The organism is Clostridium sp. (assembly GCF_036660475.1).
GTDB lineage: Bacteria > Bacillota > Clostridia > Clostridiales > Clostridiaceae > Clostridium_J.
Genome location: NZ_JAVXAO010000007.1, coordinates 147,997 through 173,480 on the forward strand (window position 1 = coordinate 147,997; position 25,484 = coordinate 173,480).

At 30.7% G+C, this 25,484-nt stretch carries 24 protein-coding genes; 16 read left to right on the plus strand and 8 right to left on the minus strand.

The window, feature by feature from the left end; translation table 11 throughout:
• Nucleotides 1–65: 65 nt before the first annotated feature.
• The 3 genes from RSA29_RS11235 to RSA29_RS11245 all read left to right on the plus strand — a co-directional run bounded on the left by RSA29_RS11235 (nucleotide 66) and on the right by RSA29_RS11245 (nucleotide 2,489).
• Complete coding sequence (locus RSA29_RS11235; RefSeq protein ID WP_346942893.1) at nucleotides 66–995, plus strand: TIGR01212 family radical SAM protein; 930 nt, start codon at nucleotides 66–68, stop codon at nucleotides 993–995.
• Between the two features lie 105 nt (nucleotides 996–1,100).
• A complete protein-coding gene (locus RSA29_RS11240; protein WP_346942892.1) occupies nucleotides 1,101–1,814 on the plus strand; it encodes a 2-phosphosulfolactate phosphatase family protein in 714 nt (237 codons plus the stop codon).
• Nucleotides 1,815–2,234: 420 nt separating this feature from the next.
• Complete coding sequence (locus RSA29_RS11245; protein WP_346942891.1) at nucleotides 2,235–2,489, plus strand: phage holin family protein; 255 nt, start codon at nucleotides 2,235–2,237, stop codon at nucleotides 2,487–2,489.
• 74 nt (nucleotides 2,490–2,563) lie between these two features.
• Here RSA29_RS11245 and RSA29_RS11250 read toward each other — a convergent pair whose 3' ends face one another.
• Both RSA29_RS11250 and RSA29_RS11255 read right to left on the minus strand, forming a co-directional pair.
• Entirely contained in the window at nucleotides 2,564–3,925 is a 1,362-nt protein-coding gene (locus RSA29_RS11250) for an MATE family efflux transporter (RefSeq protein WP_346942890.1), read from the minus strand.
• 186 nt (nucleotides 3,926–4,111) lie between these two features.
• Nucleotides 4,112–5,287, minus strand: a complete 1,176-nt coding sequence (locus RSA29_RS11255; protein ID WP_346942889.1) for a class I SAM-dependent rRNA methyltransferase — start codon at nucleotides 5,285–5,287, stop codon at nucleotides 4,112–4,114.
• 397 nt (nucleotides 5,288–5,684) lie between these two features.
• Here RSA29_RS11255 and RSA29_RS11260 point away from each other — a divergent pair, with 397 nt between their 5' ends.
• Together RSA29_RS11260 and RSA29_RS11265 are read left to right on the plus strand one after the other, a co-directional pair.
• Entirely contained in the window at nucleotides 5,685–7,241 is a 1,557-nt protein-coding gene (locus tag RSA29_RS11260; protein WP_346942888.1) for an ABC-F family ATP-binding cassette domain-containing protein, read from the plus strand.
• A gap of 226 nt (nucleotides 7,242–7,467) precedes the next feature.
• Complete coding sequence (locus RSA29_RS11265) at nucleotides 7,468–7,995, plus strand: putative immunity protein (RefSeq protein WP_346942887.1); 528 nt, start codon at nucleotides 7,468–7,470, stop codon at nucleotides 7,993–7,995.
• Nucleotides 7,996–8,098: 103 nt separating this feature from the next.
• Here the strand turns inward: RSA29_RS11265 and RSA29_RS11270 are convergent, their stop codons facing one another.
• Genes RSA29_RS11270 through RSA29_RS11280 form a run of 3 tightly spaced genes read right to left on the minus strand, consistent with a single transcriptional unit; the run spans nucleotide 8,099 to nucleotide 10,045 of the window.
• Nucleotides 8,099–9,130, minus strand: a complete 1,032-nt coding sequence (locus tag RSA29_RS11270) for a DUF4097 family beta strand repeat-containing protein (RefSeq protein ID WP_346942886.1) — start codon at nucleotides 9,128–9,130, stop codon at nucleotides 8,099–8,101.
• On the minus strand, nucleotides 9,130–9,729 hold the full coding sequence (locus RSA29_RS11275) for a DUF1700 domain-containing protein (RefSeq protein WP_346942885.1): 600 nt from the start codon (nucleotides 9,727–9,729) through the stop codon (nucleotides 9,130–9,132). The genes RSA29_RS11270 and RSA29_RS11275 overlap by 1 nt, the downstream gene beginning before the upstream one ends.
• Entirely contained in the window at nucleotides 9,722–10,045 is a 324-nt protein-coding gene (locus RSA29_RS11280; protein WP_346942884.1) for a PadR family transcriptional regulator, read from the minus strand. Before RSA29_RS11280 ends, RSA29_RS11275 begins: the two co-directional genes overlap by 8 nt.
• 392 nt (nucleotides 10,046–10,437) lie before the next feature.
• On the opposite strand from RSA29_RS11280, the gene RSA29_RS11285 reads away from it, so the two are divergent.
• The 4 genes from RSA29_RS11285 (at nucleotide 10,438) to pepV (ending at nucleotide 13,374) form a co-directional block, all read left to right on the plus strand.
• Nucleotides 10,438–10,614 carry a hypothetical protein gene (locus RSA29_RS11285; protein ID WP_346942883.1) on the plus strand — a complete coding sequence of 59 codons (177 nt, stop codon included), beginning with the start codon at nucleotides 10,438–10,440 and terminating at the stop codon, nucleotides 10,612–10,614.
• Nucleotides 10,615–10,676: 62 nt separating this feature from the next.
• Nucleotides 10,677–11,123 (plus strand): GNAT family N-acetyltransferase, encoded by a 447-nt coding sequence (locus RSA29_RS11290; RefSeq protein ID WP_346942882.1) that lies wholly within the window; start codon nucleotides 10,677–10,679, stop codon nucleotides 11,121–11,123.
• Between the two features lie 279 nt (nucleotides 11,124–11,402).
• Complete coding sequence (locus RSA29_RS11295) at nucleotides 11,403–11,864, plus strand: GNAT family N-acetyltransferase (protein ID WP_346942881.1); 462 nt, start codon at nucleotides 11,403–11,405, stop codon at nucleotides 11,862–11,864.
• 106 nt (nucleotides 11,865–11,970) lie between these two features.
• Nucleotides 11,971–13,374, plus strand: coding sequence for a dipeptidase PepV (pepV, locus tag RSA29_RS11300; protein WP_346942880.1), 1,404 nt, complete (start codon nucleotides 11,971–11,973; stop codon nucleotides 13,372–13,374).
• Between the two features lie 368 nt (nucleotides 13,375–13,742).
• Here pepV and RSA29_RS11305 read toward each other — a convergent pair whose 3' ends face one another.
• Entirely contained in the window at nucleotides 13,743–13,904 is a 162-nt protein-coding gene (locus RSA29_RS11305) for a hypothetical protein (RefSeq protein WP_346942879.1), read from the minus strand.
• 307 nt (nucleotides 13,905–14,211) lie between these two features.
• Here RSA29_RS11305 and RSA29_RS11310 point away from each other — a divergent pair, with 307 nt between their 5' ends.
• Complete coding sequence (locus tag RSA29_RS11310) at nucleotides 14,212–15,453, plus strand: hemolysin family protein (RefSeq protein ID WP_346942878.1); 1,242 nt, start codon at nucleotides 14,212–14,214, stop codon at nucleotides 15,451–15,453.
• Between the two features lie 293 nt (nucleotides 15,454–15,746).
• Here the strand turns inward: RSA29_RS11310 and RSA29_RS11315 are convergent, their stop codons facing one another.
• Nucleotides 15,747–16,439 (minus strand): lysoplasmalogenase, encoded by a 693-nt coding sequence (locus tag RSA29_RS11315; RefSeq protein WP_346942877.1) that lies wholly within the window; start codon nucleotides 16,437–16,439, stop codon nucleotides 15,747–15,749.
• A 316-nt stretch (nucleotides 16,440–16,755) separates the two neighbouring features.
• Here RSA29_RS11315 and RSA29_RS11320 point away from each other — a divergent pair, with 316 nt between their 5' ends.
• Nucleotides 16,756–18,030, plus strand: a complete 1,275-nt coding sequence (locus RSA29_RS11320) for an erythromycin esterase family protein (RefSeq protein ID WP_346942876.1) — start codon at nucleotides 16,756–16,758, stop codon at nucleotides 18,028–18,030.
• A 28-nt stretch (nucleotides 18,031–18,058) separates the two neighbouring features.
• Here RSA29_RS11320 and RSA29_RS11325 read toward each other — a convergent pair whose 3' ends face one another.
• The gene (locus RSA29_RS11325; RefSeq protein WP_346942875.1) at nucleotides 18,059–18,865 is read right to left on the minus strand and encodes a PP2C family serine/threonine-protein phosphatase; all 807 of its coding nucleotides are present in this window, start codon (nucleotides 18,863–18,865) and stop codon (nucleotides 18,059–18,061) included.
• Nucleotides 18,866–19,372: 507 nt separating this feature from the next.
• Here RSA29_RS11325 and RSA29_RS11330 point away from each other — a divergent pair.
• The 5 genes from RSA29_RS11330 to RSA29_RS11350 all read left to right on the plus strand — a co-directional run bounded on the left by RSA29_RS11330 (nucleotide 19,373) and on the right by RSA29_RS11350 (nucleotide 25,344).
• Complete coding sequence (locus tag RSA29_RS11330) at nucleotides 19,373–21,271, plus strand: endonuclease MutS2 (RefSeq protein ID WP_346942874.1); 1,899 nt, start codon at nucleotides 19,373–19,375, stop codon at nucleotides 21,269–21,271.
• A 217-nt stretch (nucleotides 21,272–21,488) separates the two neighbouring features.
• Nucleotides 21,489–22,670 (plus strand): cyclopropane-fatty-acyl-phospholipid synthase family protein, encoded by a 1,182-nt coding sequence (locus RSA29_RS11335; protein WP_346942873.1) that lies wholly within the window; start codon nucleotides 21,489–21,491, stop codon nucleotides 22,668–22,670.
• A 136-nt stretch (nucleotides 22,671–22,806) separates the two neighbouring features.
• Entirely contained in the window at nucleotides 22,807–23,952 is a 1,146-nt protein-coding gene (locus RSA29_RS11340; RefSeq protein WP_346942872.1) for a ribose-phosphate pyrophosphokinase, read from the plus strand.
• 90 nt (nucleotides 23,953–24,042) lie between these two features.
• The gene (locus RSA29_RS11345; RefSeq protein ID WP_346942871.1) at nucleotides 24,043–24,690 is read left to right on the plus strand and encodes a hypothetical protein; all 648 of its coding nucleotides are present in this window, start codon (nucleotides 24,043–24,045) and stop codon (nucleotides 24,688–24,690) included.
• Between the two features lie 99 nt (nucleotides 24,691–24,789).
• On the plus strand, nucleotides 24,790–25,344 hold the full coding sequence (locus RSA29_RS11350; protein WP_346942870.1) for a Type 1 glutamine amidotransferase-like domain-containing protein: 555 nt from the start codon (nucleotides 24,790–24,792) through the stop codon (nucleotides 25,342–25,344).
• Nucleotides 25,345–25,484 lie beyond the last annotated feature (140 nt).

Sequence of the window (25,484 nt, forward strand, 5' to 3'; positions counted from 1 at the left end):
GAAAATAGAAGGAGGTGTCTCTAGAAAATCCTAGGAATAAGGCTAAGGATATCTAGAGTAAAAATATGAAAACTGATTTTAATGGAAAGAAATATCATAGTTTAAACTATTTTTTAAGAGAAAAATTTGATGGTAAGAAGACTTTTAAGATATCATTAGATGGAGGTTTTTCCTGTCCAAATAGAGATGGAACTATAAGTAAAGGTGGATGTATATTCTGCTCAGAGAGGGGTTCAGGTGACTTTGCAGGGAATAGGCTTTTATCAATCACTGAGCAATTTAGAGATATAAAAGAAATGATGAATAAGAAGTGGAAAGATGGAAAATACATTGCTTATTTTCAAGCTTACACAAATACCTATGGACCTGTTGAGGTTTTAAGAGAAAAGTATGATGAAGCGCTAAAGGAAGAGGATGTAGTTGGTCTTGCCATAGCTACAAGACCTGATTGCATAAATGGGGATGTATTAACGCTTTTAGAAGAATACTCAAAGAAGGTATACACTTGGGTGGAGCTTGGACTTCAAACTAGTAATGATGAAACTGCAAGTCTGATAAATAGGGGATATAAGCTAGATGTATTTAAGAAATCAGTAGAGGAATTGCAAAAAAGAAATATAGATGTAGTTGCCCATGTAATCTTTGGTCTTCCAGGAGAAACCAGAGAAGATATGTTAAATACCATAAAGTATATTTCAAAGCTACCCATAAAGGGCGTTAAGATGCATCTTTTACATGTGCTTAAAAATACGAAACTAGAAGAGCTCTTAGAAGATGGAAAACTTCAGCTATTGGAGATGGATGAATATATTGATCTAATAACTGAATCTATAACCTTACTACCGGAGCATATGGTAATCCATAGACTTACAGGTGATGCTCCAAGGGATTTACTCGTTGGACCAATGTGGAGCCTTAAAAAATGGGAAGTTTTAAATGCCATAGATAATAAATTGAAAGAAGAGGATTTATATCAAGGAAAATGTTACGAATAATATAAGTAGTGGAAATTACTTAGGTGAATATACTTTAGCTTTATAATGAAAAATCAGGAAAAGCAGACAATGATATAGAGAGTTAAAAAATAGGGGGATGGGGAAATGAAAATTGATATTATGATATCTGCAGCAGATATTAAACCAGAAAGATTAAAGGGTAAGGTAGTTGTAGTTATTGATGTACTAAGGGCTACCACGGTTATGATAACGGCGATTAACAACGGTTGTGAGAAGGTTATACCGGTAAGAGAGATAGAGGATGCTCTACACATTGCAAATAAGAATAGGGAGTATTCTCTTTTAGGTGGAGAAAGAGAAGGGCTTAAAATAGAAGAATTTGATTTTTCTAATTCACCACTAGACTATACAGCGGAAGTTGTAAAAGGAAAGACGCTTATTATGACTACATCCAATGGCACTAGAGCTATTAAAAATAGTGAAGAAGCAGATAGAATATTTATTGCTGCAATGATAAATGGAAACGCTGTGGCTAAGAAACTTGTAGAGTTAAATAAAGATGTGGTATTTATAAATGCAGGTACTAATGGAGAGTTTTCCATGGATGACTTTATAACTAGTGGATATATAATTAACTGTATTAAGTCTATGGGTGGGTCAGAGCATGATCTGACAGATATGGCGATAACTTCAGAGTATGTATATAAAGGCAATCCAGGGATAATAAGCTTCGTAAAAGATGCACTTCATTATAAACGACTTAAGGATTTAGGTTTTTATGAGGACTTAAGATATTGTCTTACAAAGGATATAGTAGATATAGTGCCAGAATATAAGGCTGGAGAAATAATATTATAAACACTTAAGAACTGCTATTTTTAGTAGTTCTTCTTTTTTTTGATAAGCTTAAGAAAATTACTTCATAGATAATAGTATACAGAGTAAAAAGTCCAATAAAAATAACTTGCTCCATATTGCTCATTTTAGAGGTAGCAAATATTATTATAAGAGGAAAACATAAAATAATTTGAAGGAATCGGAGTATAGACAAACTTTGCATAATATCACCCTTTACCAAATATTAGTATATTATGATTTTCACATTTTTAGAACATGAATTCAATAAATTTCGTATAACAAATTCGTACTTTATTTTACTAAAGACAAAATATATGAGGAAATAGCTATAGAAAAGGGAGATTATGGGGATTAAAGTTTTATAAAAAAGTAGTGCTCAACATATATATTAATGAATAAAATAAACAAGGGGGAGTGTATATGGAATTCTTGAATTATATTACTGAGAATGCATTAATACTGATACCGGTGCTTTATATAATAGGAATGATTCTAAGTGGAACAGAGAGGGTGCCAAATAAGTATATACCAGTTATATTATTACCAATAGGAATAGGATTAGCTATGGGGATTATGAAGAGCTTTAGTGCGGATGCTATAATACAAGGTGTTTTAGTTACAGGAGCTAGTGTATATACTAATCAAATAGTAAAACAAATTAAAAAAGAAAATTAATAAGTAGAAAAGTCTTATGCAGAGATAACCTTGCACAAGACTTTTTCTTTAGTGAAATAATAATTTTTATAAAGCTAAGATGCTGTTTTTAAATTTTCATTAGTGTCATCTATTATTGATTTTTTCTTCCATTTACCTAATTTGTAGTATATGAATGTTGCAATCATACCAAATGTCCATGCAGTTGGTATGGACATCCAAATGCCTTTAGTACCAAGAAATGAAGAGAAGAAGTAGGCTAGTGGAATTCTGATTATCCACAGGGATAATATTGAAACTACCATTGGGAAGATTGAATCTCCAGCTCCTCTTAACACACCAGTAGTAATAAACATTGCTCCAACTATAGCATAGAAGGGTGATATTGTATTAATATATATAATACCTTCTGAGATAACCTCTGGATCTGTAGTAAAGAGGCGCATAAGTGATGGTCCAAAACTTCTAAGAAAGAAGTATACTAATATGGATATTATACTAGACATTATAAGTGTTGATTTTAAACCATTTTTAATTCTATGAAATTTTTTAGCGCCAATGTTTTGTCCAACAAATGTAGATATAGCAGCACCGAAGTTCATTACGGGCATTGAAGCAAAGTTATCTATCTTAGCAGCAGCTGCATAGGCGGCTACCGTCGCCCCACCAAATCCATTTACTATACTCTGCATAGTTATGGACCCTAGTGAGAATACCATCTGTTGTATTCCAGAAGGGAGTCCAATTTTTACAGTTTTCATGAAGATTTCTTTGTGGAATTTTATATTTTTAAGAGAAATTCTAAATATATCATGTCGCTTGTTTAGGTATAATATAGCGAGGATGAAGGATAATCCTTGAGATATTATAGTTGCTAAAGCAGCACCAGCGATACCCATGTTAAAGGATACTATAAATATAATATCTAAAAATATATTAACTATTGAAGCTAAAATAAGAAAATAAACTGGCGTTTTAGAATCACCTAAACCTCTTAGTATAGAGCTCACAGAGTTATATCCAAATTGGCAAATAAGCCCTATGAACATTATGTCAAGATAGGTTTTAGATGGATCATAAATTTCTTGAGGAACATTTATAATTTTTAAGATTGGACCACTAAGAAGTAAGCCTAGTATAGTCATAAAAAATGAAGCGATAAATAAAAATATATAAGTTGTATCTATAGTATTTTTAACATTAATAATATCATCAGCCCCAAAGTATTGGGAAATAAGTATTGTAGATCCAAGTGTTAAGCCCATAATTAATGAGCCTAATAAAAATGTTATTGGGAAACTAGTACCAACTGCAGCTAAAGCTTCAGTACCAAGAAATCTGCCAACAATTATACTATCTACCGTATTGTACAATTGTTGAAATACGCTTCCGATAAGCAAGGGAAGCGTAAAGTTAAATATAAGTTTGGCTTCATTGCCAGTGGTCATATCTTTCATAAATTAAACTCCTTTTGAAATTCTAAGTATATGATAAAAATCTATCTTCATTGCAATTAACGTCACAGTGGCAATGAAAAAAATTAGGTATGCGAAATATTCGTGTATAAAACTATTATACTATAATTTCTAATAAAATAACCCTATTACCAATAAAAATCATTGATAATAGGGTTATTTTATAGATTAAACCACTTGGAATATATAAAACTTTAAGTAATAAGATTCATCACTGTTCCAAAGAATTGGATGATCTGGAGCTTGAGTTCTAAATTCTACTTGTCTTAGTGTAACTCTAGCATCTTTAGCAGCATCTGCAATAGTTTCTTTAAATAAATCAGGATTCATGAAGTGAGAACATGAGCAGGTTATAAAATAACCACCTCTTTGAACTAGCTTCATACCCCTAAGATTAATTTCTTTATATCCTCTTGTAGCACTTTTAATTGTTGTACGAGATTTTGTGAAAGCTGGAGGATCAAGGATAACTACATCATATTTTCTTCCTTCATCGGACCACTCACGAAGTATGTCAAAGGCATTGTGACACTCGAACTTAACCGTATCTTCAAGACCGTTTAGTTCTGCATTACTTCTACAGAAATCTACTGCATGTTGTGATATATCAACACCTAGTACTGACTTAGCACCTGCAACTCCTGCATTTAGAGCAAAAGAACCTGTATGAGTAAAGCAGTCAAGAACTGTAGCATCTTTACAAAGTTTATGTATGGCAGCTCTATTTTCCTTTTGATCTAAGAAGAAACCTGTCTTTTGACCATTCTCAATATCTACGTTGTACTTAACACCATTTTCTACAATTTGAACCATCGTATCGAAGGGCTCAGTTAAAAATCCTTTAACTTGTTCCATACCCTCAAGAATTCTAACCTTAGCATCACTTCTCTCATAAACACCTTTAGCGCCAAAGTCTTCAACTAAAAGTTTTACAATGATATCTTTGTATTTATCAATTCCTAGAGCTAGGGATTGAATAACGTAGTAATCTTCTAGCTTATCGATTATAAGTCCAGGAACAAAATCCGCCTCTCCAAATAGAAATCTACAGCTAGAAGTATCTATAACTGTTTTTCTATAATTCCAAGCAGCAGTAAGTCTTTTTCTAAAGAATTCTTCATTAATTTCTTCATTAACATCTCTGGTCATAATTCTTAAAGCAATTTTAGAGGCATCATTAATATAACCTTTTCCTATGAAATCACCCTTATAATTATATATTTCTACTATGTCACCATTAACATATTCACCATCGAATTCAGCAATCTCTGTAGAATAAACCCACAGATGTCCATTTTCAGCATTTCTGCCTTTTCCTTTAAGTAGATAGAATTTACAAGCCATTTATATCCTCCTATTAATACAATCAGTCATAACTAAAATTAAAATATGACATTATCAAGTAAAATTTATATTATTCTTTATTTAAATCTGTTAATTATTTATTCAAACTTATTATAGTATAAATTTATGGAGAAGATTTTGCAAATAAATTATTTATTTTTTACCATAGAAAAAAATTAAAGAGTAAAGTATAATATTCTTGGCTTAAAAATTTTAAAAGGCTAAAAGCGAGTTGAAATTCAAGCTAAATGTATGAAATATGGCCTAAAATAATGAAATTAAGGCATATTCGCTTAATTAACATTAAAAAAGGTTGTTTAAATAGTTGAAGTAACAGATTTGAATAATTAATTATAATAGATAAAAAAACAGTCATAGGGATATAGGAGGAAAATTAATGAGTATACTTACAGTTAAAAATATTAGTCATGGTTTCGGGGATAGAGCAATATTTGAAGATGTATCCTTTAGATTATTAAAGGGTGAACACGTAGGATTAATCGGAGCTAACGGTGAAGGTAAATCTACATTCATGAACATCATAACTAGCAAGCTTATGCCAGACGATGGACAAGTAATTTGGTCAAACAACGTGAGAGTTGGATATATGGATCAGCATGCAAATCTTGAAAAAGGATTAACTATAAGAGATGTCCTAAGAGGAGCATTCCAGTACCTATTTGATTTAGAAACTGAAATGAATGAGTATTATGGTAGAATGGGCGAAATGGATGAAGATGAAATGACTAAGGCCCTTGAAAGAACAGCAGTTATTCAAGATATGTTAGATCACAATGGATTCTACGTTATAGATGCTAAAGTTGAGGAAGTTGCTAAGGGGTTAGGATTAATTGATGTAGGCCTAGATAAGGATGTAACTGAATTAAGTGGAGGACAAAGAACTAAGGTTTTACTTAGTAAGCTTTTACTTGAAACACCAGATATATTACTTCTAGATGAGCCTACAAACTACTTAGATGAAGCGCATATAGAATGGCTTAAGAGATATCTACAAAGCTATGAAAATGCATTTATACTAATATCACATGATATACCATTCTTAAATACTGTAATTAACCTTATCTATCATGTAGAGGATAGAAAGTTAAGCAGATATGTTGGAGATTATGAAGAGTTTAGAAGAATATATGATGCAAAGAAGGAACAACTAGAGAAAGCTTATGAAAGACAACAATCTGAAATCGCAAGACTTGAGGATTTTGTAGCTAGAAATAAAGCTAACGTTGCAACATCTAACATGGCTAAATCAAGACAGAAGAAGCTTGATAAAATAGATAGAATAGAGATTTCTAAAGAGAAACCAAAACCAGTGTTTAACTTTAAAATGGGAAGAGCCGCTGGAAAGGTAATCTTCGAAACTAAGGACCTAGTTATTGGATACGATACTCCACTAACAAAGCCTCTTAACATATCAATGGAAAGAGGACAAAAAGTAGCCCTAGTTGGAGCCAACGGACTTGGAAAGACAACTCTTCTTAAGAGTCTTATGGGAGCAATAAATCCTATAAGTGGAGAAGTAGCGCTAGGAGACTATCAACAAATTGGATACTTTGAGCAAGAGGGACAATCAGGAAACAAAAATACTTGTATAGAAGAGTACTGGAAAGAGTTCCCTAGCTGTACTCAATATGAAGTTCGTGCAGCCTTAGCAAGATGCGGACTAACTACAAAACACATCGAAAGTATGGTAATGGTTCTATCAGGAGGAGAAGCTGCAAAGGTAAGACTTGCAAAGCTACTTAATACAGAAACTAATATTCTAATCCTTGACGAGCCTACAAACCACTTAGATGTAGAAGCAAAAGCAGAATTAAAAAGAGCATTACAAGAATATAAAGGAACAATACTACTAGTTTGTCACGAACCAGAATTCTATCAAGATGTAGTAACAGAAACATGGAATTGTGAGGATTGGACGACTAAGATTGTTTAGTGTAATTTAAAATTAGAAGTGTAAAAGGGAAGCAGTTTTTTAGCACTTAGGATTACAGAAATTTTTAAGATAAGAAGAGTTAGTGTAAAAGCTAGCTCTTTTTATATATAAAACCATTTGCAAAAATAGTATAATAGGATATTATTTTGATATAAATAACAATGAGGTGCTTTTATATTTATACATATGAATAGTAATTTCATTAAAAATATTAAGGAGATGAAGTATGGCTAAAATTAGAAAAATACTTGGAAAATCAGATTCACCATATATTGTATCGCTTATGAAATTGATTGAAACGCAAAGTAAAGAAACAATTGCAAAGTGGTGTATAGATTATTCAGAAGAGTTTATTTTACCAATTTATCAAGTCGCTTACCCAAATGATGATAGAGTGAGGAGCGCTCTAAATGCAGCACATAATTGGCTTCTAGGGGAGATTACATTGAAAGAAGTTAAAAAGTATATTTCAGACGTGCAAGTAGCAGCTAGAGAAGCAAAAGAAAATCCAGCAGCACAAGCAGCAGCAAGAGCTATTGGCCAGGCTTCAGCCTCAATTTATAATCCAGCAGGTTCTCTTGCAATTGCGTTTTATGGAGCAGCTGCAATTGCTTATAATCGCGTTGGAGTAAATGAAAAACCTGAAATTTATGAACAAATTGCTACGGAAGAGTGTGATAAGATGGAAATTTCTTTAGGTAAAGTTGCTATAGAAAATGAGGTAAATCCAGCTAAGATAAATTGGAACTGTTAAATATGAAGTCTTAGAAGGTATGTTAAGTATATGAAGAGTTTGAGGTTATATATAAATGGCTATTGAAGTTAATCCATAATAGAAAACTTCAATAGCCATTTTTTTATTTAGAAAATTGTATTTTCAAATCTCCACTTTTGCAGTTAATATCAAAGTTATTTTCAGCGGAATCATTTGTTACTTCCGTGTCACCATCAGCTTTAATACCATCTATTTTACTACTTCCAAAATCCATATCAACACTATAGGAATATTGATTTTTTGCTAAATTAGTGTCGATATCTATATCGCCAAAATCACAGTTTATAACATTGGAACCCTTTAAGGCTCCAGCTAAATTAACAGTCCCTGATTTTGCATTAATTAATAGTCCGTTTGATACTAATCCACTGGCATCAATATCACCAAAATCACTATTTATTTCAATTGTGTTTGAAGTAAGTAATTTAGTATTTACTTCTCCAGATTTTGAATTCAACTTGAAATTAGCCGCATAAATATTTTCTGTATCAATATCACCAAAGTCAACGAATAATGTAAGCTCGTCTAACTTCATATTTTTAATCTTTACTGTACCACTTTTAGAATTTATATTTAATTTGTTTCCATTGATGCTATCTAGATTTATATCACCAAAATCACAGTTAATATTTGAGTCATTAATATCAATATTATTAATTGTTATACTACCACTATTACTTTCTATGTCCAAACTGTTTAAAACTATATCAGCTGGAACATAAATTTTCACTTTGCTTTTATTATTTATTGAACCGAAATTTAAATTTAAGTTTATAAATTTATTTCCTTCTTTATTTTCAGAACTTATAGTTAGTTTATCATTGCTAACACTATAAGTTAACTTCATAACCTCTTTATCAAACTCTAATTCAATAGCATATTTGTCTGATTTGATTATTTCAATATCACCGAAATCCATATCTACATCTATGGCAGTAAACTTTTCTAAGTCTTTATTTTCTTTTATATAATCTCCACCATCATATACTTTAAAACCATCCCTACCTAACATTACACTACGATTTCCGCCAGTTAAAAATCCAAGGGTTGCCATGATTCCACCTAAAACTATTAAACTTACCGCTATTGTCACTATATTTTTTCTTCTTCCCATTATAAATCACCCCTTACACGTGGCTTGGATTTGTTGAATTTATTTAAGCAATTCTTAGTTGTATTACTAATAAATATATAAATCTTTGGTGAAAACATTTTTATTCCTGCTATTAATAAAAGACCCAAACCAATAACGATTAAACCAAGGCCCATATACATAGCCCCTGTTGCTGGAACTTTAAATAATACCGCAAAACCTGTGAAGCATACAACGACACCTGCAAAGAAAAGTGATGCCGCAACTGCTACAAAGCTGAAAAGTAACGCTCCTATAACTATTAACATTGAAAATAAAATCATTATAAATGCGAAAGCTAATGGTAATGCTATTGGAGCTGCAAATATGGAAAGTATAATTAACATTATTTTGTTTAAATTACCCTTGTTATTTTCCTTTGTACTAGGGCTAAACGCATAATCCGATAATATTTGTGATGCGATTGTTGATGGTGAACCTAGTTCCAATAATACTTCAGCTTCATCTTTATCTGCATCCTGAAAATAATCTAAATAATATCCCACAATATTATCAACTTCTTCTTTAGGTAATCTTTTTAGTTTGTTTTTCAAATCATTAATGAATTTTTCCTTACTCATTACACATACCTCCCCCTAATAATACCTTATCAACATTTCCCTTGTAGTCTACCCACTCATCTAAATAAACATTAAGTTGTTCTTTACCTTTTTCTGTTATTTGGTAATATCTTCTATTTCTTCCCTGGTAAGCTTGATCATAGGTAGTCAAGCATTCATCCTTTTGTAATCTACGAAGCACTGGATACAATGTAGATTCTGATATAGATATAATCTGTCTAACATTTTGCGTAAGTATATATCCATAAGTATCTTCTCTAGAAAGTACTGCTAAAACACATGCATCTAATAAAGCTGCGCCTAATTGAAATGCCATAACTTCACCTCTTTCGTTATTTTATAATATCTTACTATATATAATACTATACGCTGTATAATATTATTCGTCAATCATTTTTAAATTTTATTTTAAATAAATTTAGGGCAAGGAAATTCACAGTTGAAATTTTAAAAATCTTAAACCCAACCTATTGAGTGTAAATATAGCTCCTTTTTATTGAAGTATTTTTATATAAGGAATATAATTTTTAATGGGGAGCGGGGAAGATTGTTACAGAAAATGAATTAGAGCGTAAATGGATGGCGTATATTAAAGAAAATTACTAATGCTATATAAAATATTGGTAGGATGTTAGTGGGAAGCTAGCCTTTATATGTTGAGTGTTATAACAAGTGCGTTTAAATAAAAAAGGGAGCTAAAGATAAAAAGTGAGTAGAGAATTAAGAGAGCTTAGAAGAATAAGACAAAGTTTAAACAAAAATAAATCAGTGAATACAAATTCTAGAATAGATAATTTGGGAAATAAATTTATTAAGATTATTTTACTTGGCTGGGTTGTTACAATTTTAGTAATGGCAATAATATTAGCTATGATTATGTACTAAAAATCAATAATATCAGCAATTGATAATACGTGTATACAGAAATTAAATAAGGGAGAAGCTATATGATAAGAAAAGTTAGAGAAGAGGATTTTTATACTTTATATAATTGGATAAATGATAAGGATGTAATAAAAAACTCGAGGTACCAAGAGAGGAAAACTTTGGAGGTATATAAGAGTTGGTTTGATAAAAAACTAAATGATAGTAACTCATATATGTTTATATTAGAAGATGAAAATAAACCAATAGGTCAAGTTAACTTTGTAATAGAAGAGGGAGAAGCGTTAATAACTTTTTCTGTTGATAAGCAGAATAGAGGAAGTGGATGGGGGCGTAAACTAGCAGCACATGCTACAGAATTTATATTTAATGAAGTAGATAAGTGTAATAAAGCTGTGGCATATATAAATTCTGAGAATAAAGCTTCAATCAAGACATTTCATGGGTTGGGTTATAGCTATGAAATAGATGGAGAAGATTATAAGAAGATGTACAAAGTACTTACATAGAAGTGTATAAATATGAAAAAAATAAGAGCTAGTTTGATAAAAACTGGCTCTTATCTATTTATCAACATTAATGGATGAAAAATATTTTTAGGTATTTATAACATGTGTAGAGGGGGAACCTTATTTATTGTCATATGCATTAGTGCAGTAAATTCTGTATGCCTAATTTATAGAGGCATTAATGTTAAATATGTAAAAAATTGAAATTTGTATTTGTGTTTAGTATAATTAAGTAAGAGTACTATAATGAAACAAATATGTATTTGACGGGGTGTTAGGATGGGGATTGTTACAAAACAAATAACGGTGGAAGAGATAGGCATTTTAGAAAAACCATTAGATAAACTGCATGAATATCATAATAGTAAGTCAAAATACTTTTCAGGAAGTTTTCCGGTAGTAACCTTTGAAGAACGTGTAGAAGGTTATAGAAAAAATTCAAAGGTAGGAGAATATAGAATTGAATTACTCATTGATGAAGGAGTAAGTGATATTATAGGATTTTGCATTGGGTATAGTAAAAAAACAATTGGAAACATAGAGGTGCTATTTGTTGATGAAAAATACCGCCGAAATGGACTAGGTGAAAAATTAATGAGTAGTGCAATGGCTTGGTTTGAAGAGCTAGGTATAAATAAAGTAGAACTCACAGTGGTATATGGTAACGATGCAATATCATTTTATGAAAAACTGGGGTTTTATCCGAGAACAATTAATATGGCAACAAAATTACAGAGTTAAGCATTGATATAAGAATAAAAGTTATAAATGGGTGGAAATAAATTCTTAATAGGACTAAAATGATAATATACTAATTATTATGAAAATGAGAAAGTGGGGAATCGAAATGTATAAAAAACAAATAGAAGAATACTTTGAAGTTCATAAGAATAAAATTCTGGATGATGTATGTGATTTGGTGAGGATAAGAAGTGAGCGTGAGGAAGCTAAAGAGGGAATGCCTTTCGGAGAGGGGCCAGTTAGAGCTCTTGAAGCAGCTTTAAATATTGCCAGGGAAATGGGATTTCAAACTAAAAATTACGATAATTACGTAGGAACTATTGATTTTAATGACAAGGAAAAGCAACTTGATATACTTGCACATTTAGATGTAGTGCCTGTTAGTGATAATTGGACTGTTACAAAACCTTTTGAGCCACTTATAAAAGATGGAAAGTTATATGGCAGGGGATCATCAGATGATAAGGGTCCTGCTATTGTAGCACTATATGCAATGAAGGCGGTTAAAGATTTAGGTATTCCACTTAGTAAAAATGTACGTCTTATTTTAGGCACAGATGAAGAGTGTGGAAGTTCTGATATTGCGTACTATTATAAAAAAGAGGAAGAGGCACCAATGACTTTCTCTCCAGATGCAGACTTCCCTGTTATTAATATTGAAAAGGGTGGACTCAAAAGTACTTTCGAAGCTACTTTTGAAGAAGATAAAACTCTTCCAAGAATTTTATCTATGAAAAGTGGGGTGAAGGTAAACGTTGTTCCTGACAATGCCACTGCAATAGTAGAAGGATTTAGTGCAGATGAAGTTAATAAATATTGTGAAGCTGTAGGTAAGAAAATAGGAATGACCTTCACAGTAAATGAAGATAATGGCAAGTTTGTTATAAATGCAAGGGGTGCTGGTGCTCATGCATCTACTCCTCAGAATGGTAACAATGCTCTTACTGGTATGATAGAATTATTAGTTAGTATGCCATTCGCAGCTAGCGAAGGATTCAGGAGATTATCTTCTGTTAATAAATTATTCCCTCATGGTGATTTTAATGGTACAGCTTGTGGTGTGAAAATGAGTGATGAGATATCAGGTGAGTTAACTATGGCGTTTGATATATTTGAGTATTCTACTACAATGTTAAGTGGAACCTTTGATTGTAGAGCTCCAATCTGCGCAACCAATGAAAATCTACGTGATGTTTTAATGGCTAATATGAAAAAGGAAGGTATTACTCTAGAAGGTAATGATATATATGAAGCTCATCATGTGGATGAGAATTCAGAGTTTATACAAACCCTTTTGAAATGCTATGAAAGTTATAGTGGTAAAGAAGGTAAGTGTATAGCAATTGGTGGTGGAACTTATGTACATCATCTTAAAAATGGAGTAGCCTTTGGATGTACAATGCCTGGAACAGATAATCATCTCCATGGTGATGATGAGTTTGCAGTAATTGACGAGCTTATGCTTAGTGCTAAGATATTTACTCAGGCAATTATTGATTTATGTAAATAGAGGTTAAGGTAGAATTTATATAGAAAATAATATAAGGAATCTTTAAAAAAATAAACAAGTCAGTGTCCGAGGTTCTTTGGCTTATTATTTATTTTCAGATGTATAAAGGGAAGTGGTATATCAATATATCACTTCCCTTTGTATTTTAAATTATAAGCTATTTATCAGTTGAGGATAAGAATTCCATAAAGTTAATATTGAATTTATCCATTTGATTATAGAAGAGGGCATGACCGCTCTTTCGAAAAGATATAGTATTGATTTAGGGATATATTTATTTAATTCAAGGGCAAACTCATAAGGACATATTTTATCTAGGACTCCGTGGAATATGCCAGTAGGAAAGACTAATGGACTAAAATAAATAATTATATAACTTTACAAATCTTATGACCACAGTTGTCACATTTATAATAGGTTTTTCCATATTGATTATTGTCATATACGTGGTCAAATCGTTTCATAGTATCACCACATACATCGCATTTAAGTTTAATAGGCATTGTATTCGAGTGGGTTTTGGATTTCATATAAAATTCCTCCTATATTTTAAGCAGATACCTTAAGTTAGGTATTCATGTTAAGTAGTCCACAGCTGAATGCAAGAATCACTTAATAATATATTAGTTATTATACCTAAGTTAATATGAATATATAAGGTACGATAAATATAATAAATATTTTCTATGTAAATGTAGAATAATTTAAGTGAAAGCATTTTAACATGAGATATATGTAAGAGAGAAATTTATCTGATGTAATGGTGAAGCTTAAGGACATATATACAGATAACTCTACTTATTTAAATAAAGAGTTGAAGAGAAGGGGCGAGTAATATTGGATTCTATATTATACATACAAATTGCAGTGCTAATAGTATTAATACTATCATCAAGTTTTTTCTCAGCATCAGAAACATCATTAATGTCTATTAGCAAAATAAGAGTTAGGCATATGGTTGATGAAAAGGTTAAAGGTGCAACTGATATTAAAGCATTAATAGATGAGCCAAGTAATCTACTGGCTTCTATTTTAGTTGGGAATAACATTGTAAATATAGCAGCTTCATCATTAGCTACTGTAGTAGCAATAGATTTAGTTGGAAGTAAGGGTGTGGCTGCAAGTACAATAGTTATGACTATTATAGTGCTTATTTTTGGAGAGATAATTCCAAAGACCTTAGCATCTCAAAACTCTGAAAAAGTATCATTAATGGTGGCAGGACCAATACTTATTATGGGAAAGATATTTAAACCTCTAATTATAATAGCTACAAAGATATCTAATTTTTTCATCAAGGCATTTGGAGGTAATATAGAAAGTAATAAACCTTTTATAACAGAGGATGAATTAAAAACTATAGTAGATGTAAGTGAAGAAGAAGGCATACTTAAGCTTGAGGAAAAAGAGATGATACATAATGTATTTCAATTTGGAGATCTTTATGTGAAGGATGTTATGGTTCAGAGAGTGGATATCACAGCCTTAGATATAGAAGATAGTTTAGATTGGGTGCTTTCAATAGCTAAAGAAGAAGGTTTTTCAAGGATGCCTGTATATGTAGATACAATTGATAATATAGTAGGTATACTAAACATTAAGGATATATTATTTATAGAAGATACAAGTGATTTTACACTGCAAAACTATATGAGAGGGATTACATATACATATGAGTTTAGGAAGGCGACTGAGTTATTTAAGGATATGAATAAGCAAAGACAACATATGGTCATTGTATTAGATGAATATGGTGGAACTGTAGGGATTGTAACAATTGAAGATTTAATTGAAGAAATTGTTGGTGACATTAGCGACGAGGATGATGATATAGATCCAGAGATATACGTTGTTAAAGAGGATGAGTACATAGTAGATGGAAGTGTTAGAATAGAGGATATAAATGATTTAATAGGTACAAAAATAGAATCTGAGGAATTTGATTCTATAGGTGGATTTATAATAGGTATACTAGATCGATTCCCAAGTATAAATGAAGAAATAACTTATAACAACTATAAGTTTATAATAGAAGCTATAGATAGAAATAGGATAAAGAAAATTAGGATATATACTTAACTATTAGTTAAATAAAATAAGTAGGTTTTAAATCGGCGTTGATAAGGCCATCATATTATCTTCGCTAAACCGTTTCAGAACCTTGATTCACTAAAGGCTATAGTAATGCCAAAATCTAAAATACAACAACTCGCATGCGCTCAAACAAGTTGTATTTCCTTACGATTTAGTCATACTATAGCCTAAGTAAATTTAAGAACCTTGCAAATGGTGTTACGCTCAGATAATATTGAAGTCCAATTTCAACAATCTATTAAAACATAGATTTAAAGTATATAGTAATTTTAAAATTCCTATACAGCAAATTTAGATATAAGACTTAATGCTATAAGCCCTTGTCCTACATAATAAGTTATTAAATTAAGCGTTGACATGTATGAAGGGCAGTCTTTATAGAAATATACAAATGATAAGATTAAGTCTGATAAAAAGAATAATGTGGTTCCTACAGCTATAAGCATAGTACCTGTGTTATTAGTTTGAAATAAAGGTAATACGGCGAAAGCTCTAGACACCATGAAACTGATTATAACGCTATATGCAGCTACCATTGGAAGTGTACCTTTAAAGTTAAAACCTTTAACTGATTTAAGTACGATTATTGATATTATTGATAACACTACGAATAATATCATATGGGCTAATGATATAGGCACTAGAACAATAAAAGCTATGGAAAAGAAGATATGTGCAATAGAAAAACTGCCTACTCCAAATATAAATGGTTTGTTAGCAATTGATATATTTCTATTAGTAAATGCTAAGAAAACATCTCCAGATAAAGACATAATTAATGCTAATAATATAAAGGTAAAATACTTAGAGTTGGTTTGTGAGATACCATAACTAGATATTGCTATTAATATAAATAAAATGCTGGTAGTTGTCTTAAAGATATGTTTTAAATGGCCTTTAGGGTTATTGCTAAAGTGTATTAATAAGCCTAAAGATACAAGCATTAATGCGAAAAATATAAATGGTAACATATTTTAACCTCCCTTTAAAATAGATTTTATAATTATTATAGTACATATTGGGAAAAATTAGAATACGGATCCAAATGAAATTATTTGTAGAGATATGGTTATTTCATTACTTGTTCCGTATATGCAGAAATAAATAACTATTAAATAGTAAGGCTTTAATCCTATATCTTTACTATTAAGGTTACTTAAATAGCTATTGAAATTAACATTATTTATCCATATAATAGAATAAAGTAAAATTATTGGAAGAAGGGTTCGTATGCTCATAAAACTAAAAATATAAAGTTAAATTAATGATCAAGATGGAGGTATAAGAATGAGGGTAAAAAATTATATAATAATCTTGCTTATAGGTATAAGTGTATTTTTTATAGGTTGTGCAAAGAAAGAAATAACAAGCGAAGATTACGATACTTACTTAAGCAAAAATATAAAATCTTTAAATCTAATGAATATTAATGAGTTTTCAGAGTTAGAATTTATGAATTCAGATATGAAAAAATCTGACTTGATTCTCATAGGTGAAATGCATGGGACTAAAGCAAATAATGATATTAAAATGAAATTTTTAAATTATATTAACACAGAACATAATCTAAAATACTTATTAATTGAGTACCCTTATATAACAAGTGTTTACACAAATAAATATCTAAATTCAGGAGATGAAACATATTTAGAAAATGTGGAATTACCTACGGAAGATGACTATGAATTCTTAAAAGAACTATATAAGATTAACTCAAACTTAGATGAAAAGGAAAAAATTAGAGTTATAGGTATAGATTCAGGGTCAACAAAACTAAGCGTTGATTATTTAATACAGGAACTTTCAAAGGTGAAATCAGATAGTACAAGCCAAGAGCATCTTGAAAAATTAATAAAAGTTCAAGAAAACATGGTTGTATTGAGTAGTAGTATGAATGCTTCTACTATGGAATATTTAGAAATCAAAAATTCATTTATGAATTTATATGAAGAAATATATAATCACAAAAGTTATTATGAAAAAGCTTTAGATAAAGAAAGCAGTATGAATTTCTTTGGTGTTTTAGATTCTGTATATAACACATATTATTATAGTGATTTTGAGGATTCAAATAAAACATTAAATGAAGCCTTTGAGACTCTATTTGCGAATAGGGATAAGTTAATGTATGACAACTTTAAAAAGATATATAAAAATTATGATGGTGGAAGGTATTTTGGACAATTAGGAGGCGCTCATACTTATGCAAAGTCACAAACCGAAGAAGGGGTTAAACCTTTTGCTACACTTATTAATGAGGATAATAAAATAAGTGTGCTAACTTTAGAAATTTTATATGAAAAATGTGAGTTTAATTATCAAGGTACTACTCAAGGCTATACTAATTACAATAAAAGTAATATTATTGAGAATCATATCGAGAATGATAATTCAATAATTAAACTTAATGATAAGAAATCTCCCTATTCAAAAACATTGGATACTAAATTAAGTAGCTATTTTGCTCCATATGATACAAAATCAGTAACAACTGATTATTTTCAATATATAATATTGATTAAGAATTCATTGGAAGCTGTAGAAAATGAAGGTATGCTATAGATGAAATAAAACTAGAGTAAAATGAATATTAGCCAGTAGGCTTTGGTGCTTTGTAATTATTAAAATATGACCAACCAACTATTGTAGAACTATCTCTACCCTTTTGTCTTTCTACTTCTTTAAAAACTTTTAAGATATTTTCGGACATATTAATATCGCTTGTTAGTATTTTACATAAGTGATTGGAATTTTCAAAGGGTCTATCCCCACATTCTAATACTCCGTCAGTGATTAAGTATATATAGTTCTGACCTTCTCTTAACAATCTTGTTCCTGTTGTATAGCAAGGTACATCTAGGTTGAAAGTATTAACTTTACCAATCCATTCATAGAATTGTCTTTGATTAAGTGCAAATTGATTTAATTCTGCTAGCTCAGGGTGAAATAAATATACAAGGTTATCGCCTATTGACATCCACCATAGGTATTGTTCCTTTTGAACAACTATTAAACATGCTGTTTCTCCATTTATACAATTGCACTTATCTTTAAAATCTTTACTATCAAACATATTAAGAAAAAACTTATGCAGTGATATAAAGATGTTTTTAATAGGCATGTTTAAAACTTCTTCTAAATTATGCTGTTCTTTCTTTATTGTCTCAAGAATTAAGTTAGCACTTTCACTTGTTGCATGTGCGTCAAGTAACAAGGCAAATTTCCAAGAGTTATCAGAATTACAAAGGATAAGTGCACCATCCTCATTCTTATATGCTCCACTTCCAGTATTTCCGCCATAATATCCAAGAGTAATGTCTCCACACATTCTAATGGTATGTTTATCAAGAGACATATCTTCATTACCAACCCAGTAAAGACTATTTGTATTACTCATAATTTCACTCCTTAAAAATAAAACATATAAAGTATTTTTGTTATATATTACATTTACCAACTTTAAAGACTATACGTTTATATTTTACTTATTATACATATTATAACATGAGATGAGCTGTTACACTATCTAGCTTTATTATAAGTGAAAATAACCTACATATATTGCAATAGGTGTAAACCTTGATATAAGAGACTCTTGATTTTTCATAACAGATGATTTACTATTAAATTACATAGATTTCGAGTAAAGTGAGGTTTTTTTGTGAGTGTCTAGTATCTAAAATAGTAATTAAATATTAATTCCAAAATTATTGGTATATCATACCTTTGTTTGCTATGGAGTTAATTATATATTAAAGATACAAGTCCACGAATTTACCTTAAGATAGTATAGCTATCTTTATTAATGTTAAATTTAAGCTGTGGAGGTATCCATGGCTTTTTATTATATCCGGAATCTATGAAAGGTTTCGTGGACTAATATATAAGTAAAGGAATCGTGAAAATGAATAATAGTACACTAGAAAAATTACATTACAATGAGCTTAAAGAAATAGTTAAATCATACTGTGTTAGCGGACTTGGGAGAGAGCTTTTAGATAGACTTCAGCCTAACAGCAATATGAAACAAGTTGAGAGAATGTTAAATGAAACCTCAGAGGGAAGGAGGCTTATAGATGCTTCTTATCATATGCCTTTAAAGGGTGTATTTAATATAAATCCGTTAATAGATAAGATTGAAAAGGGAGCAGCGTTAGAGCCGTCAGAACTTATTACTATGGATAACTTTTTACGTGGTTGTAGAAAGGTTAAGGTATTTATAAAAGATAAAGAAGGGTATGCTCCGACTTTAAGTGCCTATGGTGAAAATATTACAGATTTTAAATATATAGAGGAAGAAATTGAAGGCGCTATAACGGGGAGCATGGTAGATTCTAATGCTAGCAAAGAGCTTAAGAAGCTTAGAAGACTTATAGATGCCTGTGAAGGTAAGATAAAAGAAAAGCTAGAAAAGTTTATTAAGGCTAGTGGGAATAAGGAGTATATTCAAGATTTCTTTGTGAGTCAAAGGAATGGAAGGTATACAATTCCTATAAAGGCTTCTTATAAAAATCAAGTTCAAGGAGCTGTAGTTGAGGTATCAGCTAAAGGAACTACGGTATTTATAGAACCTTATAGTGTATCAAAGTATACAGCAGAGCTTGCGATACTAAGGGCAGAGGAATCAGTAGAGGTTTATAGAATACTTGCTACCTTGACGGATATGATTTTTGAGGTAATTCGAGAAATAAAGATAAATATAGAAGTCATATCTGAATATGATATGATTTTAGCTAAAGCTAAGTATAGTAAAGAAATTGATGGAATAAAGCCAAGACTAAATCAGCGTGGATTCATAAAAATAATAAAGGGGAGATATCCATTAATAAAAAGTGGGGTGCCACTAGATTTTAATGTTGGAGATAACTATAGAAGCTTAATTATAACTGGTCCAAATGCAGGTGGTAAAACAGTAGTGTTGAAAACCGTTGGACTACTTACCCTTGCAGTACAAAGTGGATTTCATATAGGAGCAGAAGTTGGCAGTGAAATAGGCATATTTGATAAGATATTTGTGGATATTGGAGATAACCAAAGTGTAGAAAATGCATTAAGTACATTTTCATCTCATGTTAAAAATATGGGTGAAATTTTAAAAGAGAGCACTAGAAATACCTTGCTTCTATTTGATGAAATAGGAAGTGGTACAGAGCCTAATGAAGGTGCGGCTTTGGCCATTGCAATTTTAGAGGAGTTTTATCATAAAGGATGCATTACTGTGGCATCTACCCATTATGGAGAAATTAAGAATTTTTCACAGAACCATTGTGACTTTGAAAATGCGGCAATGGAATTTGAAAAAGAAACTTTAGAGCCTTTATATAAACTTAATATTGGAGAAACGGGAGATAGTAATGCTCTATATATTTCAAAAAAGATGGGTATAAGCGATAAGATAATTGAAAGAACTAGAGGGTATATAGAAAATAAAAATTATAACTATGAACTCTTAAAGGAGAGTAAAATTATTAAAGATAAGGAACAACAAGTACCTAACAAAGATGGATATTGCTACAAACAAGGAGATAGGGTTATAAATTTAGATGATAATCTTATAGGTATTGTTTATAAAGAAAAGGATAATCTGAATAATATAATAGTGCTTTTAAATGGAGAATTTATTGAGGTTAATTATAAAAGATTAAAGCTTGAGTGTAGTGCAGAGGAGTTATATCCAGAGGGGTATGATTTAAATCAACTGTTCGTAAGCTACAAGGAAAGAAAACTTGAAAGAGATATTGAAAGGGGATCTAAAAAGGCCCTTAAGAAGATTCACAAGGAAGCTAAAAATAGGACTTTGTAAACAATAAGTAAAATCTGTATGGAGTTTTATAATATTGTTAATAATAATAAAAGCATGAAATAGCTAGGAAACTAGCTATTTTTTATTTTAATAATACATATGTTCTAATTTAATTTACGATTAACTTAAAGTTTGAAAATTTATATTCTTAATTAAATTCATACTTAATTTTAAGCATTAAATTAGAGTATGTATTAGAAAGTTTTGGGAGGATGTTATGGCAATAGAAAAAAGTTTAATACACAAATTTTTAAAACCCTTTGATAATGTTCCATTTGCAGTAAAGTATAAGGATGATGAAGAGTTCATAATAGGAGAAGGTACTCCAGAGTTTAAAATTATTATAAGGAAGCTTCCTAGTAAAGCCATATTGCTTAGTAGCACATCACTGGCCCTTGGAGAAGCCTATATGAATGGAGATATAGACATTGAGGGAGATTTATATTTTGCTATTAATATACTTTTGAGTAATATTGATAAATTTACGTTAGATATGAAGGGTTTAAAGAAGATTCTTCACACCTCGACTTCCTTGAAAAATCAAAAGGAAGAAGTTTGTTCTCACTATGATATAGGTAATGAGTTTTACAAGCAGTGGCTAGATGAAACCATGAGTTATTCTTGTGCATACTTTAAAAATGAAACAGATACCTTATATCAGGCTCAAATGAATAAAATACATCATATTCTTAACAAATTAAATTTAAAAGAAGGAATAACATTATTAGATATCGGCTGTGGCTGGGGGTATTTACTTATAGAGGCAGCTAAAAAGTATAAGGTTCATGGCCTTGGGATTACCCTTAGCGAGGAGCAATATAAGAGTTTTAAAGAACGTATAGAAAAGGAAAATCTGCAGGATTATTTAGAGGTAAAACTTCTTGATTATAGAAAATTAGAAGATTCAGGGCTAGAATTTGATAGAGTTGTTAGTGTGGGAATGCTAGAGCATGTAGGGAGAGAGAATTACAAATTATTCTTTGACAATGTAAATGAAGTTTTAAAACCTAAGGGTGAATTCTTACTTCATTACATAAGCAGTCTTAATGAATCTGCAGGAGATCCATGGATTAAGAAATACATATTCCCAGGTGGAGTAGTACCAAGCATAAGAGAAATTATGGACACTTCCTGTGAGCATAAATTTTACACTGTAGATGTTGAAAGCTTAAGACTTCATTATAATAAGACTTTATTATGTTGGTACAAAAACTTTGAAGAAAATATTGATGAGATTAGAAAACTTGCAGATGAGAAGTTTATACGAATGTGGAGGATATATCTATGCTCCTGTGCGGCTGGTTTTAATAACGGAGTTGTAGATTTGCATCAAATGTTACTTACTAAGGGTGTAAATAATGAACTTCCGCAAACACGAGAATACATGGATAAGGATTAAGAAAATCAAGAGATTATATTATAAATAATAAAAATAGCGTATGAAGTGAGCTTCGGTTTATTTTTGAATATATGCTATAATATGGTTAAGTAAAATCTATGATGTAGATGATAAATTACAATAAAGGGGTGATATTTTGGGAAAAGATGTGAAATCTTATGCGAAGCTTGGAATTATAACATTAGAAAGCTGTACTGCTATTGGAAATAAGATTAATGAGCATATAATTACAAAAAGAATGGCGCAAAGTAGTAATTGTTTAAAGGATAGCGAAGAAAAAGAGCTATCTTACATTATACCTATAGATGAAATTCGGTTTTCTAACGGAGAAGGTAAAGTTAGGATTGAAGATACAGTAAGAGGAAAAGACATTTATATATTATGTGATGTTAGTAATTATAGTTGCACATATGAGATGTTTGGCTTTACAAATTGTAAAGGACCAGATGAGCATTTTCAAGACATAAAGAGGGTTTTGTCTGCAATTGGCGGTAAGGCTAGAAGAATAACCGTAATTATGCCATTATTATATGCAGCAAGACAGCATAAGCGCAAAGGTAGAGAATCCCTTGATTGTGCAATAGCTTTACAAGAATTAGAACGGTTGGGCGTAGATGAAATTTTAACATTTGATGTCCATGATCCTTCTATTCAAAATGCTATTCCTTTAATATCATTTGAAAATCTTTACCCTACATATGATATTGTTAAAACATTTATTGAGAATGAAAATAATTTACTCATAGATAAAGCTAATATGATAGTAGTTAGCCCTGATACAGGAGCTATGGATAGAGCTATATATTACTCCACTATACTAGGCCTTGATGTAGGACTCTTTTACAAAAGACGAGATCATTCAGTAATAGTAAAGGGTAAAAATCCGATAATACAACACGAGTATCTTGGTAGGTCTGTTGAAAATCAAAATGTCTTAATAATCGATGATATGATAGCATCTGGTGAATCTGTATTTGAAATAGCTATAGAATTAAGAAAAAGAAAAGCTAAAAGTATTTATGTAGCAACCACCTTTGCATTCTTTACAGAAGGCGTTGATAAGTTTAAAAGGTTTTACGATGAAGGAATAATTAATAAATTTTATTCCACTAATTTGAACTATATACCTCAGGAGGTCAGAGATGCAGAATGGTTTCATGAAGTGGATATGTCTGAAACTGTAGCTAATATAATAGATAACCTTAATCAAGATAAATCCATTGCATATCTATTAGATGCCGCGGAAGGGATTAAACATATCTTAAGAGGAGATGTATTGTAATTAATTTAACGAAGCAGCTTGAATAGCAAGATTAAGGGTTTTCAAGTTGCTTTAATGTTATATTATCATAATTTTATGGAGGGAATAGCAATGAAAGTTTTAATAGGACAACCTATTCATGAAAAGGGAATTGAGCAAATTAAAAATGAGATAAAAGAAAATAAGGAAGTAGATATTGTATTATATCCCGAAGGTTATATATCAGATGAAAAGGAATTAGAGTGTGTTTGTGATATAGCAAAAGAATATAATATAACAATTATTACATCATACATAACAGGCAATAAGAATAGAGCAGTAATAATAAATAACCTCGGTGAGAAAATTTTAGAAAGAGCAAAAACAATACCTGATGAAAATGAAGAATTATGTGCTCCGGTAGCAGTTAATTACAAGGAAACAACAATTGGATATTTGTTATGCATGGAAATTCTAAAAGGGGTTAGAGATTTAAAAAAAGTAGGCACAAAGATGAACTTTATTGCACACCCAATAGGTGTGGGAATGTTTAGTGACGAGCAGTTTGAACTATGGATAACTGAAGCGAAAAATATTGCAAGGAAATACAAAACAATTATAATCGGAACAAGCCATGCAGATGGATCCTATAGAAATTGTGGGGTATCAATCCCTATTTCATATTGTATTGATAGCAGTGGGGAAGAAATATACATATCAAAGTCAGATACAAGAACACGGATTGTAGATATAAACACAAAAGAAGTTAAGGTAATATAAGGGTACAATTAAAACATATTTAATCATGGAAGAAATAAACTCAGTGACAGAAAGTAAATAGTAATCTTTTATAAAAAATAAAAAATGGGAGGGGTAAATATGCAAAAATTAATGTTAACATCTACTGGATTTACTAATAAAAATATTGAAAAAACTTTCTTGGAATTAGTGGATATGCCTATTGATAAAATTAAGAGTATTTTTATACCAACAGCTGCAATAACAGAAGGAGCAAAGATGTGGCTACCAGAATGTAAAAACCATCTTTTAAGTGCGGGTATTTTAGAAGAACATATAGTTATATATGATTTAGATAGAATTATGAGTTGTGATGAAATTTGCAATTATAATGTAATCTATGTTTGCGGTGGGGATCCACAACACTTATTAAACAAAATGAATGAAGCTAAATTTGATACTCCATTGAAGCGGTTTTTAGATATGGGGGGAGTATATATAGGGGTAAGTGCTGGTAGTATTGTTGCATCACAAAACTTGTCTAAAAATCTAGGATATATTAATTGTATACTTAGCGTTCATGCTGAAGAAGGTTCAGAATGTGGATATATTAAAACAAATAATTGTCCTAATATTAAATTAACTGACAATCAAGCTATAATAATTAGAGATAATGAGATGGTTATTATAGAGTAGATAAGAACTGTGGGCTTGAATTAAAGAGAGAGATAAGTTCTTCTAAATATTCACCAGAAGGTTTGAAATGCTATTTGGTAATGGTGAATCTATTGAACGAGGACATTTACCTAAAAAACAAGAGAATTATATAAAAGGAG